Origin of the sequence: Halomonas organivorans (genome assembly GCF_014192055.1) — a bacterium.
In the GTDB taxonomy this organism is placed as follows: Bacteria; Pseudomonadota; Gammaproteobacteria; order Pseudomonadales; family Halomonadaceae; genus Halomonas; species Halomonas organivorans.
Map to the genome: position 1 here is coordinate 1 of NZ_JACHXM010000053.1, position 15,663 is coordinate 15,663.

At 65.4% G+C, this 15,663-nt stretch carries 15 protein-coding genes and 1 pseudogene; 4 read left to right on the plus strand and 12 right to left on the minus strand.

The window, feature by feature from the left end:
• Positions 1 to 118: 118 nt before the first annotated feature.
• Complete coding sequence (locus FHR96_RS21780; protein WP_343066396.1) at positions 119 to 1,030, plus strand: SMP-30/gluconolactonase/LRE family protein; 912 nt, start codon at positions 119 to 121, stop codon at positions 1,028 to 1,030.
• A gap of 27 nt (positions 1,031 to 1,057) precedes the next feature.
• On the opposite strand, the gene FHR96_RS21785 is transcribed toward FHR96_RS21780, so the two are convergent.
• The 12 genes from FHR96_RS21785 to FHR96_RS21830 form a co-directional block, all read right to left on the minus strand.
• On the minus strand, positions 1,058 to 1,735 hold the full coding sequence (locus FHR96_RS21785; protein ID WP_183389815.1) for an HAD family hydrolase: 678 nt from the start codon (positions 1,733 to 1,735) through the stop codon (positions 1,058 to 1,060).
• Positions 1,736 to 1,821: 86 nt separating this feature from the next.
• A complete protein-coding gene (locus FHR96_RS21790) occupies positions 1,822 to 3,129 on the minus strand; it encodes a TRAP transporter large permease (RefSeq protein WP_183389816.1) in 1,308 nt (435 codons plus the stop codon).
• Positions 3,126 to 3,737, minus strand: coding sequence for a TRAP transporter small permease (locus FHR96_RS21795; RefSeq protein ID WP_183389817.1), 612 nt, complete (start codon positions 3,735 to 3,737; stop codon positions 3,126 to 3,128). The genes FHR96_RS21790 and FHR96_RS21795 overlap by 4 nt, the downstream gene beginning before the upstream one ends.
• 67 nt (positions 3,738 to 3,804) lie before the next feature.
• A complete protein-coding gene (locus FHR96_RS21800; RefSeq protein WP_183389818.1) occupies positions 3,805 to 4,812 on the minus strand; it encodes a TRAP transporter substrate-binding protein in 1,008 nt (335 codons plus the stop codon).
• A 48-nt stretch (positions 4,813 to 4,860) separates the two neighbouring features.
• Entirely contained in the window at positions 4,861 to 5,946 is a 1,086-nt protein-coding gene (locus FHR96_RS21805; RefSeq protein WP_183389819.1) for a LacI family DNA-binding transcriptional regulator, read from the minus strand.
• A 94-nt stretch (positions 5,947 to 6,040) separates the two neighbouring features.
• On the minus strand, positions 6,041 to 7,021 hold the full coding sequence (locus tag FHR96_RS21810; RefSeq protein WP_183389820.1) for a 2-hydroxyacid dehydrogenase: 981 nt from the start codon (positions 7,019 to 7,021) through the stop codon (positions 6,041 to 6,043).
• Positions 7,022 to 7,031: 10 nt separating this feature from the next.
• Positions 7,032 to 8,015: a sugar kinase gene (locus FHR96_RS22385; RefSeq protein ID WP_221195914.1), complete on the minus strand. Its 984-nt coding sequence runs from the start codon at positions 8,013 to 8,015 to the stop codon at positions 7,032 to 7,034.
• A 30-nt stretch (positions 8,016 to 8,045) separates the two neighbouring features.
• Positions 8,046 to 8,837, minus strand: a complete 792-nt coding sequence (locus FHR96_RS22390) for a sugar phosphate isomerase/epimerase family protein (protein WP_221195915.1) — start codon at positions 8,835 to 8,837, stop codon at positions 8,046 to 8,048.
• 61 nt (positions 8,838 to 8,898) lie between these two features.
• Positions 8,899 to 9,918 carry a LacI family DNA-binding transcriptional regulator gene (locus FHR96_RS21820; protein ID WP_183389821.1) on the minus strand — a complete coding sequence of 340 codons (1,020 nt, stop codon included), beginning with the start codon at positions 9,916 to 9,918 and terminating at the stop codon, positions 8,899 to 8,901.
• Positions 9,919 to 10,052: 134 nt separating this feature from the next.
• A complete protein-coding gene (locus tag FHR96_RS21825) occupies positions 10,053 to 10,739 on the minus strand; it encodes an HAD-IA family hydrolase (protein WP_183389822.1) in 687 nt (228 codons plus the stop codon).
• A gap of 161 nt (positions 10,740 to 10,900) precedes the next feature.
• A complete protein-coding gene (locus FHR96_RS22665) occupies positions 10,901 to 11,032 on the minus strand; it encodes a hypothetical protein (protein WP_281378429.1) in 132 nt (43 codons plus the stop codon).
• A 33-nt stretch (positions 11,033 to 11,065) separates the two neighbouring features.
• Positions 11,066 to 11,638, minus strand: coding sequence for a helix-turn-helix domain-containing protein (locus FHR96_RS21830; protein ID WP_183389823.1), 573 nt, complete (start codon positions 11,636 to 11,638; stop codon positions 11,066 to 11,068).
• 178 nt (positions 11,639 to 11,816) lie between these two features.
• Between FHR96_RS21830 and FHR96_RS21835 the strand changes: the two genes are divergently transcribed.
• The 3 genes and pseudogenes from FHR96_RS21835 to FHR96_RS21845 form a co-directional block, all read left to right on the plus strand.
• On the plus strand, positions 11,817 to 13,580 hold the full coding sequence (locus FHR96_RS21835) for a sodium:solute symporter family protein (protein ID WP_183389824.1): 1,764 nt from the start codon (positions 11,817 to 11,819) through the stop codon (positions 13,578 to 13,580).
• Positions 13,577 to 15,538 (plus strand): oxidoreductase, encoded by a 1,962-nt coding sequence (locus FHR96_RS21840; protein WP_183389825.1) that lies wholly within the window; start codon positions 13,577 to 13,579, stop codon positions 15,536 to 15,538. Before FHR96_RS21835 ends, FHR96_RS21840 begins: the two co-directional genes overlap by 4 nt.
• Positions 15,539 to 15,561: 23 nt before the next feature.
• Positions 15,562 to 15,663 (plus strand): annotated as a pseudogene (locus FHR96_RS21845) (electron transfer flavoprotein subunit beta/FixA family protein); the annotation flags it as partial.

The following is a 15,663-nucleotide window of genomic DNA, read 5'->3' on the forward strand; positions in this document are numbered from 1 at the left end:
CTCGATGGTCGAGCCGCTGGATCGCGGCATGACCCTGGCGCCGGCGACGAAGTATCGCGACGTGGCCCGGGTCAGCCCGCCGCGGGACAATCACTGAGGTGAGTCGGGAGAGGAAGCAGTGACGGAATCGACGATCCGGGTCGCGCTCGACCTGGACATGAGCCTGGGAGAGAGCCCGCTCTGGTCGGTGCGGCATCAGACGCTGTACTGGGTGGACATCAATCGCGGCCACCTCTATGCCTGGCGGCCGCAGAGCGGCGACGCGCCGACCGTGGTGGAGCTGGGCGAGAAGGTGGGATGCATCGCCCTGCACCGGGACGGGCTACTGGCGGCGAAGGCATCCGGTATCGATCGGCTGGCGCTGCCCCTGGGCGGTCGGCATGAGCGGCTGGTCGACAACCCCGAGTGGCAGGCACGCGGTAATCGCTTCAACGACGGCCGCTGCGATGCCTCCGGGCGTTTCTGGGTGGGCACCATCGACGCCGACGAGACGCATGCGACGGCGGCACTCTACCACCTGGAAGGCGGAGCGCTGCATCCACGTCGCTCCGGGATCGGCATCGCCAATGGCCTGGCCTTCAGCCCGGATCGACGCTGGCTCTATCACACCGATTCGCTGACGCGGCGTATCCAGCGCTACCCCTTCGACGTCGAGAGCGGTGACATGGGCTCGCCCGAGACCTGGGTGGACCTGGAAGCGCACGGGCTGCCCGGGGTGCCCGACGGGGCCGCGGTCGACAGCGACGGCAACTATTGGAGTGCACTCTATGGCGGCGGGCATGTCGTCTGCTTCTCGCCGCGGGGGCGATTACTCTCCAGCCACGCGCTGCCGTGCCAGCACCCGACCATGGTGGCCTTCGGCGGGGCGGATCTGCGCACGCTCTATATCACGACCGCGACCCAGCACCTCGATGATGAGGAGCGGAAACGCTGGCCCCTGGCGGGCAGCCTCTTCAGCATGGCGGCTTCCACCCCAGGACAGCCCGAACCGGAGTGCGTCTCGAGCGCGCCACTCGCCGGCGCGACCTGACGCGTCGAGGTACCCTCCACCGGCGGCTCAGGAAGCCGGCGCCACCTCTGTGGCCAGTTCGGCGATCACGGCCGGCAGCTCGCTGGCATGGCCGATGGCGATGGCGCCCTCTGGCGTCGTTTCCTCCTCGGGGAAGCGATTCAGGTGGACCACCTGCATGCCGGCATCGAGCCCGGCCGCCACGCCCACCGCGGCGTCGTCGATCACCACGCAGCGCTCGGGCGGATGGCCCATCGCCTCGGCGGCCTTGAGGTAGAGCGCCGGATCGGGTTTCCACACCCCCAGGGTGTAGGCGCTGAACAGACGGTCGCCGAAGTGGTGGCCCAGCCCGGTGCTTTCCATGGCGCAGCGGATCTTGCGCTCGGGGCCGTTGGAAACCACCGCACGCGGGTAGGCGGCCAGCGCCTCGAGGGCTGCCGGCATGCCGTCGATCGCCTCGAGCTCCTCACGCATGCGCGCTTCCATCCGCCTGCGCATCTCGTCTTCCGCCGACTGGCGTTGATCCTCGTCGAGGGCACCGTGACGGGCCTCCAGGGCCTGGACGATGGCCAGGAAGCGTACGCCGCGGTACTCGTCCATGTACTGACGAGCGGTGAACGGCAGGCCGTGGCGCGTCAGCGTTTCGGCCATCACGTCGGCCAGCAGGATCTCGCTGTCGACCAGGGTGCCGTCGGAGTCGAAGAGCAGGCAGAGGGGAGATGTCATGCGGACCTCGCGAGGGTAGATGAATCGGCCGAATGGCACAGTCTATCAGGCGTCGGTGCCACGGGCCCGAAGGCCCGCGGCATGGTTCACACGAAGTCCGGAGCGATCAGCCTCGGGATTGCCAGTACCAGCTCGGGATAGACGATCAACAGCACGATCACGCCGAGCATGACGGCCAGGTAGAGCAGGGTGGTGGCCAATGCCTTGAGTAGCGGGATACCGCCGATCTTCGCCGAGATCATCAGGCACAGGCCGTAGGGCGGAGTGATCAGCCCCAGGCCCAGCGCCATCACGCCGATGACGCCGAACTGGACGGGGTGAACACCCGCCTGCATGGCCAATGGCTGGAAGATCGGTGCCATGATCGCCATGGCCGGCAGGGAATCCATGAAGGTGCCGATGACCAGCATGACCACGGTCATGATCAGCAGTAGAACCATCGGATCGCTGATGTTGACGCCGGCCATCAGCTTGGGCGGGATCTGGTAGAAGCTGATCAGGTAGCCGAAGATCGCCGCGCCGACCAGGCTGAACAGCGACAGTGAGCATAGCCGCACGGTGTCGGTGGAGGCGTCGAGCACCTGACGCAGGTCGAGCTCGCGATAGACGAGGAAGCCCAGCGCCAGGGCGTAGAGCACCGCGATCACTGCGGCTTCGGTGGGGGTCACCAGGCCCAGGGTAATGCCGCCGATGATCACCACCGGGATACCCGCTGCCAGCAGGCCGTCCTTGCCGGAGCGCATCAGCTCGGCCAACGAGGCGCGTCGGCGTACCGGCACCTGGTAGCGGCGCACGTAACCCATGTTGAGGGCCAGTTGGGCGACCCCGATCATCACCCCGGGAAGGATGCCGCCGAGGAACAGCCCGGCGATGGAGGTGTTGGTCAGCGCCCCCCAGACGATCATGTTGATCGATGGCGGGATGATGATGCCCATTACCGAGGAGGCGGCGGTCACCGCCACGGCGAAGTTGACCGGATAACCCTCTCGCTTCATGGCCGGGATCAGCACGGTGCCGACGCCGGCGCTGTCAGCAGTGGAGGACCCGGAAACACCGGCGAACAGCATGCTGACCAGTACGTTGACGTGGGCCAACGCGCCCCTGAAGTGGCCGACCAGGCGCATGCACAGGGTGATCAGACGGTCGGTGATGCGTGCCTCGTTCATCAGGTTGCCGGCCAGCAGGAACAGTGGCACGGCGAGCAGGACGAAGGAGTCCATGCCGTTGTACATGCGCTGGAACATCACCCAGTAGGTGAGGCGCGGGTCGAGCAGGATCATGCCGAAGGCGGTGAGTACCAGGGCCATGGCGATCGGTACACCAACCACGATCAGCACTCCGAGCAGGGCGAACAGCAGCCAGGGCAGGATGCTGATCCAGTCCATGGGCATCATGGCGTGGTCCTCTTGTCGACCGGATGAGTGGGCGCCAGCTCGCCCAGCGAGACGTCATGGTGGTCGCCGGTCTCGAGGGCTTCCTCGACTTCGTTGGGGGTATCGAGAGCGGCTTCCATTCTGGGCATGCCATGCAGCAGGGCGTGCAGCAGGCGCTGGGTGCTGAACAGCACGATGAAGCCACCGCAGACGGTGAAGGCCGAGTAGACGTAGACCATCGACAGCCCCGAAGCGGTAGCGCTGCGCCGTAGCCCGGAGAGGGCGAAATCCTTGCCGTGGACGACGAAGATCACGCCGATCGCCAAGCAGGCCAGGTCGCGGATCCAGCGCGTCATCCGGTCGGCGCGCGAACCGCGGGGGAAGGCTTCTAGCACGAAATGATCGGCATGCAGGACGCCCACCGCGGTACCCAGCATGATCATCCACTGGAAGGCGAAGCGGCTGAATTCCTCGGTCCAGTACAGGCGCGGAAGAAGCGGCAGGTTGCGGCTGACGATCTGGTAGATGATCAGGGCGATGAAGCTCAGCAGCAGCGCCAGCAGCACCAGGTGCAGGAGGCGCTCCAGCATTCGGTTCAGCCGTGACAGGCCGTGCAGGAGACAGGTCATGGCGTCGTCCTCGTGGTGGCGAGCTTGAGGGTGGCAGGGGCGTCGGCTTCGACGCCCCGCGATGCAATCAGGACTTGCCGACGTTGATGATCTTGTCGTGCAGCTCGGTCAGGCCCATCTCCTCGATCACCTCGGATAGCGGTGCCTCGACGATGGCCTGCATGCGCTCGCGGTCGAGCTCATGCAGAGTGGCGCCTTCCTCGACCAGTTGGTCGAGCGCCGCGGCGTCTTGCTCAAGCTGGACCTGGCGGGCGTAGCCGGCAGCCTCCTGGGCCGCGGCCATCACCGCCTGCTGCTGGTCGCCATCGAGACGCTCCCAGGACGGCTGTGACATGGTCAGCAGGCGTACGGTGATGTCGTGCTGTGAGAGGCCGATATGGGGGGCGACCTCATGGAAGCGCATGCGAAGAATCCATTCGGCCTCGTTGAGCAGGCCGTCGATGGCGCCTAGCTGCAGGCCCGTATAGATCTCTTTCCAGGCCATCACCGTGGGCTCGGCGCCCAGTGCCGACCAGGCGGTGATCAGCGGCTTGGTCGGGTTGGTGCGCAGCTTCATGCCTTCCAGGTCGTCGAGGCTTTCCAACGGTTTGCTGCTGACGATCTGGCGCTTGCCGCCGCCGAAGAAGGCCAGCACCCTGACCCCGGTCTCGTCGGTGATCCGGTCGGCGATCTCACGCCCCACCTCGCCGTCCAGCACGGCCTGCCAGTGCTCCACGTCGCGATACAGGAAGGGGATCGAGAAGACGTTGGCGGTGGGCGAGAAGTCGGTGATCAGTCCCGGGTTGATGATCGACAGGTCCAGGGCACCGGCCATCTGTTGCTCGAACATTTCGGTCTCGTGACCGAGCACCGAGTTGCCCATGATCTGTACGCCCAGTTCGCCGTCGGTCTTCTCGGTGAGCAGTTCCTGGAATTTCTCGGCGCCCAGCTGATAGGCGGTATCTTCCGTGCCGCCGTGGCCGAAACGCAGATCGATGGCCTGTGCCGTGCCGGCGACTCCCAGGCCGACGGTGAAGATGGTGCCGATGAACAGGTTGCGGGATACGTTTTTTGGATCGATCCATTTTTTAATCATGATGAGTCTCTTGTTGTTGTCGCCGGTATCGGCGGTTGGTGAGTGGCGCTATGGGTGCTGGCTGGACAGGGCCAGGGTGGAGGATGAAGGTTCGATGGCTGCCTCACTGGAGGCACGCACCTGGAGGCGGGGAGCAAGCACGACCTGCTCCCGCGTTCCGTCGGGATCGGCGATGCGACGCAGTGCGAGTCGCGCCGCTTCCTCGCCGATGGCATAGGGATAGGTGGCGACGCTGGTCAAGGCGGGGTCACCCAGTTCGGCTTCCTCGACATCATCGATACCGACCACCGCGCAATCGGTGCCGGGTGTCAGGCCCAGGCGCTTGAGGCCCAGCATGGCGCCGAAGGCGACCATATCGTTGTGGCAGATTACCGCCGTGGGGGGAGTCGCCTCGGCCATCAACTGCTGAATGAGCGCGAAGCCGTCGCGACGGGTCACGGTGGCCCGAAGCAGGCGCTGATAATTCAGCCCGTGGCGGGCCAGGGACTCGCGATAGCCCTCCCAGCGTTCACGGGTCGCCGAATGCTCGGCATGGCCGCCGAGAAAGGCGATGCGTTCGTGTCCCCGGCCCACCAGGTGATCGACGGCCTGACAGACGCCGAGGCGGAAATCGGTGCCGGCATAGTCGAAGGGGGGCGCCCCGACATGGCGTAGCACCTGCACGCAGGGCATGCCCCAGGTGGCCAGGGTGTCGATCAGCGTGGGATCGGTTCCCTCGGCGGGGCATAGCAGGATGCCATCGACGGCGTGCTCGCGCATGCGCTCGAGAAAGCGTTGCTGGCGGTCGGGTGAGTCCGCGCTGTTGGCCAGGAAGGAGACATACCCTTCGCGACTGAGTGCCGCATCGATACCGGCCACCATGGCCCCGAAGAAGGGGTTGGCGATGTCATAGACCACCACGCCGAGGGTGGCGGTGCGGTTGCCTCGCAGTGCCGCGGCTCCGCGGTTGTAGACGTAGCCCAACGCCTTGATCGAGCGTTGGACCTTGTGGCGGGTACGTTCGGCGACCAGCGGGCTCTCGCGCAGCACCAGAGACACCGTGGACCTCGATACCCCGGCATGCAGGGCAATGTCCTGCAACGTGATGCTGCCGGCGTCGCGAGTGCTTGAAGAGCGAGAGTTGTCTTGAGACATGGTGAATCCGCTGGCGCGATGTTTTTGGATTGATCTAAATCTAGAGGACGGGTGGTCTGTGACCAACCCGTCTTTAGTCGAAGGAGGCCCTTGGCTAGGCGCGAGCCGTGGCCGGTTCGTTGACCGGGCTGAGCGGCCGCTCGCCCGACAGGGACAGGCGAATGTTGTCCACTGCACGCTGGCTCATGGCGCGGCGTGTCTCGTGGGTCGCCGAGCCGATGTGGGGCAGGGCCACGACGTTGGCCATGTGCGGCAGCGGCGAATCCGCCGGCAGCGGCTCGCGCTCGAAGACATCCAGGCCGGCGGCGCGGATGCGGCCGGCTTCGAGGGCCTCGATCAGCGCAGCCTCGTCGACCACCTTGCCGCGGGCGATGTTGACGAAGATCGTGGAGGGACGCATCAGGGCGAACTCACGCGCACCGATCAGCCGCTCGGTCTCGGCGCTCAGCGGCACCGTCACGCACACGAAGTCGGCCTCGCCGAGCAGGGCGTCGAGCTCGCGGCGCTGGGCGCCCAGCTCTTCTTCCAGTGCCGGCTTGGGCGAGGCGTTGGAGTAGAGAATGCGCATGCCGAACCCCAGCGCGCCGCGGCGGGCGATGGCCGCGCCGATGCGGCCCATGCCGATCATCCCCAGGGTCTTGCCGTGGACGTCGCTGCCGAAATGCATCTCGCCGAGTGAGGCCTGCCAGTCGCCGCGACGGATGAAGTCGGCCAGCTCCACGGCCCGGCGTGCGGTGGCCATGATCAGCAGGAAGCCGGTGTCGGCGGTGGTCTCGGTGAGCACGTCCGGCGTATTGCACAGCTGGATGCCGCGCCGCGTCAGTTCCTCGACCGGATAGGCGTCGACGCCCACCGAGACGCTGGAGATGGCCTCCAGCTGCGGGGCCGCGTCGAGCAGCGCCGGGGTGATCGGCTGACCGGCACCGACCAGGCCATGGGCCTCGGCCAAGGCGGCGCGGAAGGTCGGGTCGTCGAGATCTTCCAGATGGCCGAAGTCGTCGACGTGGAAGTCACGCTTCAACTGGGCCAGCAGGTCTTCTGGGAGACGGCGGTAGACGACGATTCGCTTGGTCATGCAAAGATCCTCATTGCGGGGTGGGGAGACTGGCTTCGAACTCGGCGAGACGGGCGCGGGTGGGGAGGCCCTCCATGTCGCCGAGTACCTGCACCGCCAGGGCGCCGATCAGATTGCCGCGCTCGAGCGCTTCGCGCGGCGCACGGCCGTCGAGCAGGGCGCTGACCGCACCGACCGCGAAGCCGTCGCCGGCGCCCACCGTATCGACGACCTCGGACACCGCCACGCCGGGCACGGTGAAGCTCGTGTCCCGGCCCTCGAGGGTACCACGGTAGTAGCTGCCCTCCGGGCCGAGCTTGATGATGACTGCCCTGGCGCCACGCTCCAGGTAGAAGCCGGCGATGTCGTGAGGCGTCTCCAGGCCGGTCAAGCGGCGGCCCTCGGCGAGGCCGGGCAGTACCCAGTCGGCCTTGGCGGCCATGGCGTTGAGGGTGTCGCGCATCTCGCTCTCGCTGGCCCACAGGCTGGGGCGCAGGTTCGGGTCGAAGGAGATGCTGGCGCCGGCTTGCCGGGCCCGGTCGAGCATGTGCCAGGACAGTTCGCGGCAGCTCGCGGAGACCGCCGGTGGGATGCCGGTGGCATGTAGATGGCGGGCGGCGGCGAAATCCACCGCTTCGGCATCGCCCGGCGACAGCCGGCTGGCGGCGCTGCCGCGGCGGAAGTACTCGACGCGGGGATCTGCACCGCCCTCGGCGCGTTCCTTGAACACCAGGCCGGTGGAGGCGGCGGGATCGGTGATCAGGTGGCGGCAGTCCAGCCCCTCGGTCGCCAGGGTGCGGCGGATATAGCGGCCGAAGGCGTCGTCGCCGACTCGGCTCAGCCAGCCGACATGGAATCCCAGTCGTGCCAGGCCGATGGCGACGTTGGTGTCGGCGCCGGCGATGCGGCGCTGGAAGTGTTCGATCTCGTCGAGGTCGCCGGGAGCATCGGCGACGAACAGCGTCATGGCCTCGCCGAAGGCGAGGATCTCGGGGGGAGCGGTGGGGGCTGGCATGATGGTGTCTCCGTTCGATCGAGGAAAGTGTCAGAGCGTACGCAGCCGGTGAAGCTGCTCGCGGGTGAAGGCCGTCAGATCGGGGGCTTGCAAGGGGTATTCGATCGCCCGTGGCACTCCGCTGGGAAAGTGCGCCATCAGTACCCTCCAATCCGTCAGCTCGCAGAGATCGGGGACACTCGCATGGGGTTGCCCCTGCCCCTGGACGACACCCTTGCAGTGGACATAGGCCACGAACCGTCCCAGGTGCTCGGCAGCCTGGATCGGGTCTTCGCCGGTCCAGTGCCAGTTGCCGATGTCGAAGGTCATGGCCAGCGGGCAATCCGCTGCCTCGGCATCCTCGAGGCAAGCGGCCAGTGGAGCCAAGGTTCCGCCCTCACGAGTCTGGTCATTCTCTATCATGACCCGGTCGACGGGGCTGGCGGCGACAAGCTTGACGAGCCGTTGCCAAGTGGCGGGGGATGCGCCGGTGTACTGGCCCAGTGATAGCTTGATTGCCGCGGCGCCCAGGCGCTCGGCTTCCTCGAGGCGCTGGGTCAGGCCTGCTGCGAGCCTGTCGTCAGCCCAGAGTGCATCGGCCGCCGAGTAGACGATGCCCAGGCCATTGTCGCGGCAGGCCTGACCCAGACCGGTGTAATCCTCGAAACCCTCGGGCAGCAGCTCGCGCCGGATCTCTACGCCGTCAGCGTCGGCCGCGGCCAGCCAGGGAAGCACCGCAGCCTGGCCGTGGGCGGCGATCAATTCCTGGCCATAGGCCGAGGTGGCCACCAGCACAGCCGGTGCCTCGGGTGTCGTCCGCAGAATCTTTGGGAACGTTACCATATGGTCTTGAAGGGGCTTGAGCGAAGTGGTGGTCACGATAGCGTTCCTTGGGACAGAGATATCAGCGTCGCGTCGAGCCGCGGGCGTTGAGTTCGGGCGTAAAGAGGATCTGCCGGGATGGGGCGGGCCGTTCGGGGGCGGCCAGGCGCTGGAGCAGGCTGTCGACCGCGGCTCGGCCGATCGCTTCGGTGGGCTGGGCCAGGGTGGTGATGCCCGGTGCGACCAGCGCGCACCAGTCGAGCTCGTCGATGCCCAGCAGCCCGGTCTCGCCGAGCGTCACGTCCAGTGCCTGCAGCGCCCGGGTCACGGCCAGGGTGACGTTGCCGTTGGCGCACAGCAAGGCCTTGGGGGCGTGCGATGGGCGGTCGAGGAAGCCGGCGATGGCCCGCTCCAGTGCCGGGGCATCATCCAGTGCCAGGCAGCAGGCTTCGCCCTGCAGCCCGTCGGCATCGAGGCGCTCGCGGAAGCGGCCCAGCCGCTGCTGGCGCGAACTGGCCTGTTCCGTCGGCTCGCTGACACAGAGCAGCTCGCCGTATCCCTGCGCCCGGAGATGGTCGAGGGCGGTGTCGATGGCCTGGTCGTTGTCGAGGCCCACCATGTCGGCTTCCACGTCGCCCAGCGCGCGGTCGAGCAGCACCAGCGGCGTGTCCTGGGCGGCCAGGGCCTCGAGCTCGTGGCCGGGGCGGCCAGTGACGTTGACGACCAGGCCTTCGACGCGATAAGCGGTGAGCAGCGCCAGGTGGTCGCGCTCCTGGGCCGGGTCGTTGTCGGTGTTGCAGACCATCAGCGAGAAGCCATGCGCCCGGCAGGCCTGCTCCACGCCGTGCATCACCGCCACCGAGAAGGGGTTGCGGATGTCGGCCACCAGCATGCCGATCAGTCGCGAGCGACCGGCCTTGAGGCCGCGCGCCATCTGGTTGGGGCGATAGCCCAGGCGCCCGGCGCTGGAGGCGATGCGTCGCTGCATGTCGGGGGATAGCCGGTCGCGCTCGCCGCTGAAATAGCGCGAGACACTGGTCTTGGAGACGCCGGCATCGCGGGCGACCTCGAGAATGGTGGCGCGACGGGGAGAATCTGCCATGGGTCGAATCGCTGAAATGGGAACGTTCCCATCCTAGTCTCGACGAGGCGTTGCGAGCAAGTTGCCCGGTACTAGACAAACGTCGGGGGAGTGCCAGGCGTCGTGGACCCCGGCAAGCTGTTCATCCGGGAGGATCAGGCCCGAGAGACGGCGACGCTGCGGTTCTTCTCTAGATTCGATATCACCGTGGGCAGCTGGAACATGCTGGTGATCATGATCGCCCCTTCCGGCGTCTGTTCGGCGTCGGGGAAGCGATTGAGGTGAATGACCGTCATGCCGGCATCCAGCGCGGCCTGCACGCCGACCAGGGCATCGTCGATGGCCACGCAGTCCTCGGGCGCATAGCCCATCAGCGCGGCGGCGTGACGGTACAGGCAGGGGTCGGGTTTCCAGCATTGCGCCTCGTAGGCGCTGAACAGGTAATCGCCGAACAGGGCTTCGAGGTCGGTAGCGATCAGCGAGGTGCGGATCTTGTTGACCGGGCCGTTGGAGACCACGCCCATCGGGTGGCCGGCGAGAGCCGCCAGGGCCTCGGTGGCACCGGTGATGGGGGTGAGATCGGTCGCCAGGCGACGATTGAGGTTGGCGCGCATGTCGCGCTCCAGCACCTCGAGGCGGTCGGCGTCGACGGCGCCGTGACGGCGCTCCAGCTCGGCGACGATGTGCCGGAAACGGGCGCCGCGGAATTCCCCGATATAGTCGCTGGCCCGAAAGGGCAGGCCCACCGCGGTAAGGCTGGTTTCCATCTCCGAGGCCAACAGCGGCTCGCTGTCGACCAGGGTGCCGTCGCAATCGAAGAGCAGGCAGAGTGGGCGTGCCATCACCGGGACCTCGCGGGCGTATCAATCAGCTATGACGTTAGTGTGTCACATCGGCAGACTTCACCTTTAGTTTAAGACCATTTTCGCCATTTTGTGAACAGTGTTCTTCAATTCAACTTTTGGTGCACATTGCGTGCAGTGGCCCAGCGAGGGCTCAGCGGTCACCGTGACGTTGCCACCAGCATCGCCGCGCCGGCCAGGTAGCAGCCGGCGATGGCCAGGCTCTCGAAGCCGATGCGGCCCGGCCCCAGGCGCTCGCGGTGGATCATGCCGACCAGCAGGATGGCGGTCATAAGAAGCGATCATGTCTCTTGCAGCTTGGCGTTTCAGAATGAGGCTGGGGTGACAAACCACACTGCAATCGCTTCTCCGTTACTCAGGTTGCGGTGGGCATGAGGTTCGCTACTGGTGAACGACAGGCAGTCACCCTCTTCGAGCACGTAACGCTCGTCTGCGACGTCGATCTCTAGGGACCCCTGTAACACCAGTACGGCCTCGTGTCCCTTGTGGGAATAGGGTTCGCTCCTAGTGCCAGACGGATAGGTCGAATAGATGACTTCCAAGTTGTTGTTGCTGCGGGGAGTCAATAGCTGGTCAACGATACCGTCCTGATATTGAATTTCCACGCGTTGATGCTTCCTGACTAGCATATCGCTGCGCTCGCCCTGGTCCGCGCTGGAACCTTCCTGTGACTCAGAAAACAGCCATTGCATGGTGACGCCCAATGCCTGAGCGATATCCACCAGCGAGGCGATGGACGGTTGGCTGAGGCCGCGCTCGATCTGGCTCAAGTAGCCATGCGACAAGCCCGTCTTCTTGGCGAGCTGTATCAGCGTCATTCCCTTGAGCTTGCGCAGACTGCGGATTCGAGATCCTTGAAGTTGGGTGGCCGATGGCATGGTGATCCTGTGCGGCGATGAATTTTTGCCATTGTTGCACAGAGTGACATAAGCCTCCTTAAAAGTAACTTTATACCATCGTATTATCACTAATAGTGAAATTATTGACTAATATTTTCACATCGGCGTGACCTGAAACCGATACACACGACAATTCCAACGACAAAGGATCCACCCCATGAGCATCTACTTCTGGGGCTTGCTGCTCAGCATCATCATCTATCTGGTGGTCGGCAACTACGCAGGCCGCAAGGTTAAGGGGCTCGACGACTACTATGTGGCAGGGCGCAAGGCGCCCACGCTGCTGATCGTCGGCACCCTGGTCGCCAGCTTCCTGAGCACCAACGCCTTTCTCGCCGAAACCGGCTTTGCCTACGACGGCTACGCCTTCCTGATGTTGGCACTGGTGGCGGTCAACACGAGTGGCTACGTGATCGGTGCGCTATTCTTCGGCCGCTTCGTGCGACGCAGTCGATCATTGACCATTCCCGAGTTCTTCGCCAAGCGCTTCGACTCCCGCGCCATGCAGGTGCTGGCCGGTTGTACCACCGTGATCGGCCTGACCGCCTATCTGCTCGCCGTCACCCAGGGCGGATCGATCCTCATTGCTGACGTGGTGGGGATTCCCTATGGCGTGGCGCTGATCATGGTTTGGCTGGGCTACATGCTGTTTACCCTGTATTCGGGGTCCAGCGGTGTGGTGCTGACCGATACCATCATGTTTTTGCTGTTCACCCTAGTTTCGATTGTTGCCTTGCCGTACTTGCTGGGTGAGGGAGGCGGCTTGCACGCCACGCTGACCGCCCTGGCTACTTCTGAGGCCAAGCCGGGCATCGTCGCCTGGCATGGCCTGACCGGGGCGGGCGCCTTCTGGGCATCAGGTAAGGATGCGTTGATCTGGGCGCTGGTGCTCGGGCTATCTTGGTCGCTGGTGCTGGCGGTCAGCCCCTGGCAGACCAGCCGCTACCTGATGGCCCGCAGCGAGCACGTGGTAGTGCGTTCGGCGTGCATCTCGGGGTTGGTGCTCGCGGTGCTCTACGTGGTGTTGATGTTTGGCGGCGCCGCCGTCAACCTCGCCAACCCGGCTATCTCTCCCTCCGAGCGGGTCATGGTTTGGGCGGGCATGAACATGATGCCGACATTTATCGGCACCTTGCTGATCTCCGGCATCATGGCCGCCGCGCTGTCCTCCTGCTCGACATTCCTCTCGCTGATCGGCTTCAGCGTCTCCAACGATATCGTCCAGTCCCGCGTCTCGAGCGAGCGGAAGTCCCTGCGCATGAGCCGCTACATCATGTTCGTCGCGGCCCTGATCAGCTTGACGCTGGCGTATTTCCAGCCGCCGGCGGTGATGTGGATCACCTATTTCGCCGGCACCCTGTTTGCCTCGTCCTGGGGGCCGGTGGCCTTTATGAGCGTGTGGAGCCGTCGCATCAGCGCACCCGCTGCCTTCGTCGGCATGCTAGTGGGCTTCACGGTCAATATCGGCGCCAAACTTCTCGACAACGCCGGTCTGGTGTCGTTACCCGTCTACCTGGATCCCTTCATCCTGGGCTTCATCAGCAACGTCGTGTGCATCGTCGCGATCTCGCGTTTCACCCGTCCGACTGCCGCCGCCCTAGCGTACTTCGAGGCCATTCGCGAGACCCCGAAGGACGAGCTCGATCCTGTTGAGGTCCGGAAGACCTTGATCTGGCCGGTGGTGGTGATGGTATCGGGGCTGGTAATCGCTGGGCTGCTCGGCGTGTTCTATGCGGTTCCCTATGCTGCGGCGCTGGGGCGCGAGTTCAGCCTGTTTAGCGGCGAGAGCCTGCTGTCGATCGGCTATGGCCTCTCGGTGTTCTGCGTCGGTGCACTGGCTTTCTGGCAGGTACGGCGAGTCTATGGGCACCGGGCCGCACCTCGTAACCCATCCACTCAGCATTCGGAGGCCCGTTCATGAGCGCCCAAGGGCTCTTTCCACACCTGTTCTCGCCGTTTCGCATTGGACAGTGCACCATTCCCAACCGGATCGTCTTTACCGGCCACGATACCTGCCTGCCGGAAGAGGGCGTGGTCAACGAGGCGCTGGTGGCGTATTTGGAGAAGCGCGCTCGCCAGGGCACTGGGTTGATTGTGTTGCAGGTGTCGGGGGTGCACGAGACGGCGCGCTACACCTCGCACCTGCTGATGGCCAACGGCGATGACTGCATCCCCGGCTACCGGCGCCTGGCCGAGGCCTGCCAGCGGCATGGCAGCGTGCTCTTCGCCCAGCTGTTTCATCCGGGACGCGAGATCATGGAGTCCGCCGATGGCTTGAAGCCGGTGGCCTATTCGGCCTCCGGCATGCCCCAGGAGCGTTTCCATGTCATGCCGCGCGCGCTCAGCCAAGGCATGATCCGCGAGATCGTCGATGGCTTTGGCGCTGCCGCCCGGCGCATGCGCGAGGCCGGCATCCAGGGTGTGGAGATTCTCGCCAGCCATGGCTACCTGCCCGCGCAGTTCCTCAACCCCAGGGTGAATACCCGTGACGATGACTACGGCGGCAGCTTCGCCAACCGCGTGCGCTTCCTCGAGGAGATCATCGACGAGATCCGTCACCAGGTCGGGAATGAGCTGGCGATTGGATTGCGACTCTCCAGCGACGAGCGAGACGAGGACGGCATGGGCCAGACGGTCGCCATCGAGACACTCAGGCATCTCCAGCACAAGCTGGATTATGTCAGTGTCGTCGCCGGCACCTCGGCGTCGCTGGGCGGGTCGGTGCATATCGTGCCGCCAATGTCCGTCGAGAACGCCTATCTGCAGGACGAGGCCCTGACATTGCGGGGCGGCTTGTCGTTGCCATTGATCCTCACCGGGCGCATCAATCAGCCCCACGAGGCGGAGTCGGTGATCGCCTCCGGTGCCGCCGACCTGTGCGGCATGACCCGCGCGCTGATCTGCGACCCGGCGATGCCAAGTAAGGCGATGGACGACGATGCCGACGGCATCCGCGCCTGTATCGGCTGCAACCAGGCCTGCATCGGCCACTTTCACCGGGGGCTGCCTATCTCCTGCATCCAGTACCCGGAATCCGGGCGCGAGCTCGCCTACGATGACCTTGGCATGGCTGATCGTCCCCGCCGCGTTGCGGTGATCGGCGGTGGGCCGGCCGGCATGAAGGCAGCGGTGGCGGCGGCGACTCGCGGCCACCGGGTGACGCTGTACGAGGCTAGGTCGCGCCTCGGTGGGCAGGCCAACCAGGCGCAGCTGTTGCCGCAACGCGCCGAGTTCGGCGGCTTGGTCACTAACCTGCTCGAAGAGGTCAAACGCAGTGGTGTCGAAGTAGTGACCCGACACCCTGCCACGCCGGAGGATCTGCTCTCAGCAGGTTACGAACACGTAGTGGTCGCCACCGGTGCTGCGCCCTTTACGCCACCGCTGGAGCGCATGGGCGACTTACCGGTGAGCCAGGCGACCGAGCTGCTGACCGCCGCCGCGCTGCCCGGAGGCCATGTGTTGGTCTACGACAGCCAAGGCGACTGGGTCGGCGTCGGCATCGCCGAGATGCTGGCCCGGGCCGGTGCGCGGGTGACACTCGCCGTCAACGGCCTGCACGTGGGCGAGTCGCTGCAGAGCTATGTGCGCGATAGTACGGCGGCACGACTCCACGACCTCGGTATCGGCGTGATGACCTACGCCCGGGTGTTCGGCGTCGACGACGACACGGTTTATCTCTATCACACCGGAGGGGCCCAGCCGATGGTTGTCGAAGGCGTCGATCATCTGGTGCTGGCGTGCGGCGGGGTGCCCAACGTCTCCCCCGACGACGAGGATCGCTGGCACGACCTGCCGGTTACCCTGATCGGCGACTGCCTGGCTCCACGCACCGCCGAAGAGGCGGTCTACGACGGTCTCAAGGCCGCTATGACCCTATGACTTTTGAAGGAGAACACCGTCCCATGAAAATCCTCGTCGCGGTCAAACGCGTCATCGACTACAACGTCAAGATCCGGGTCAAGCCGGATCACTCCGACGTCGACCTGACCAACGTCAAGATGGCC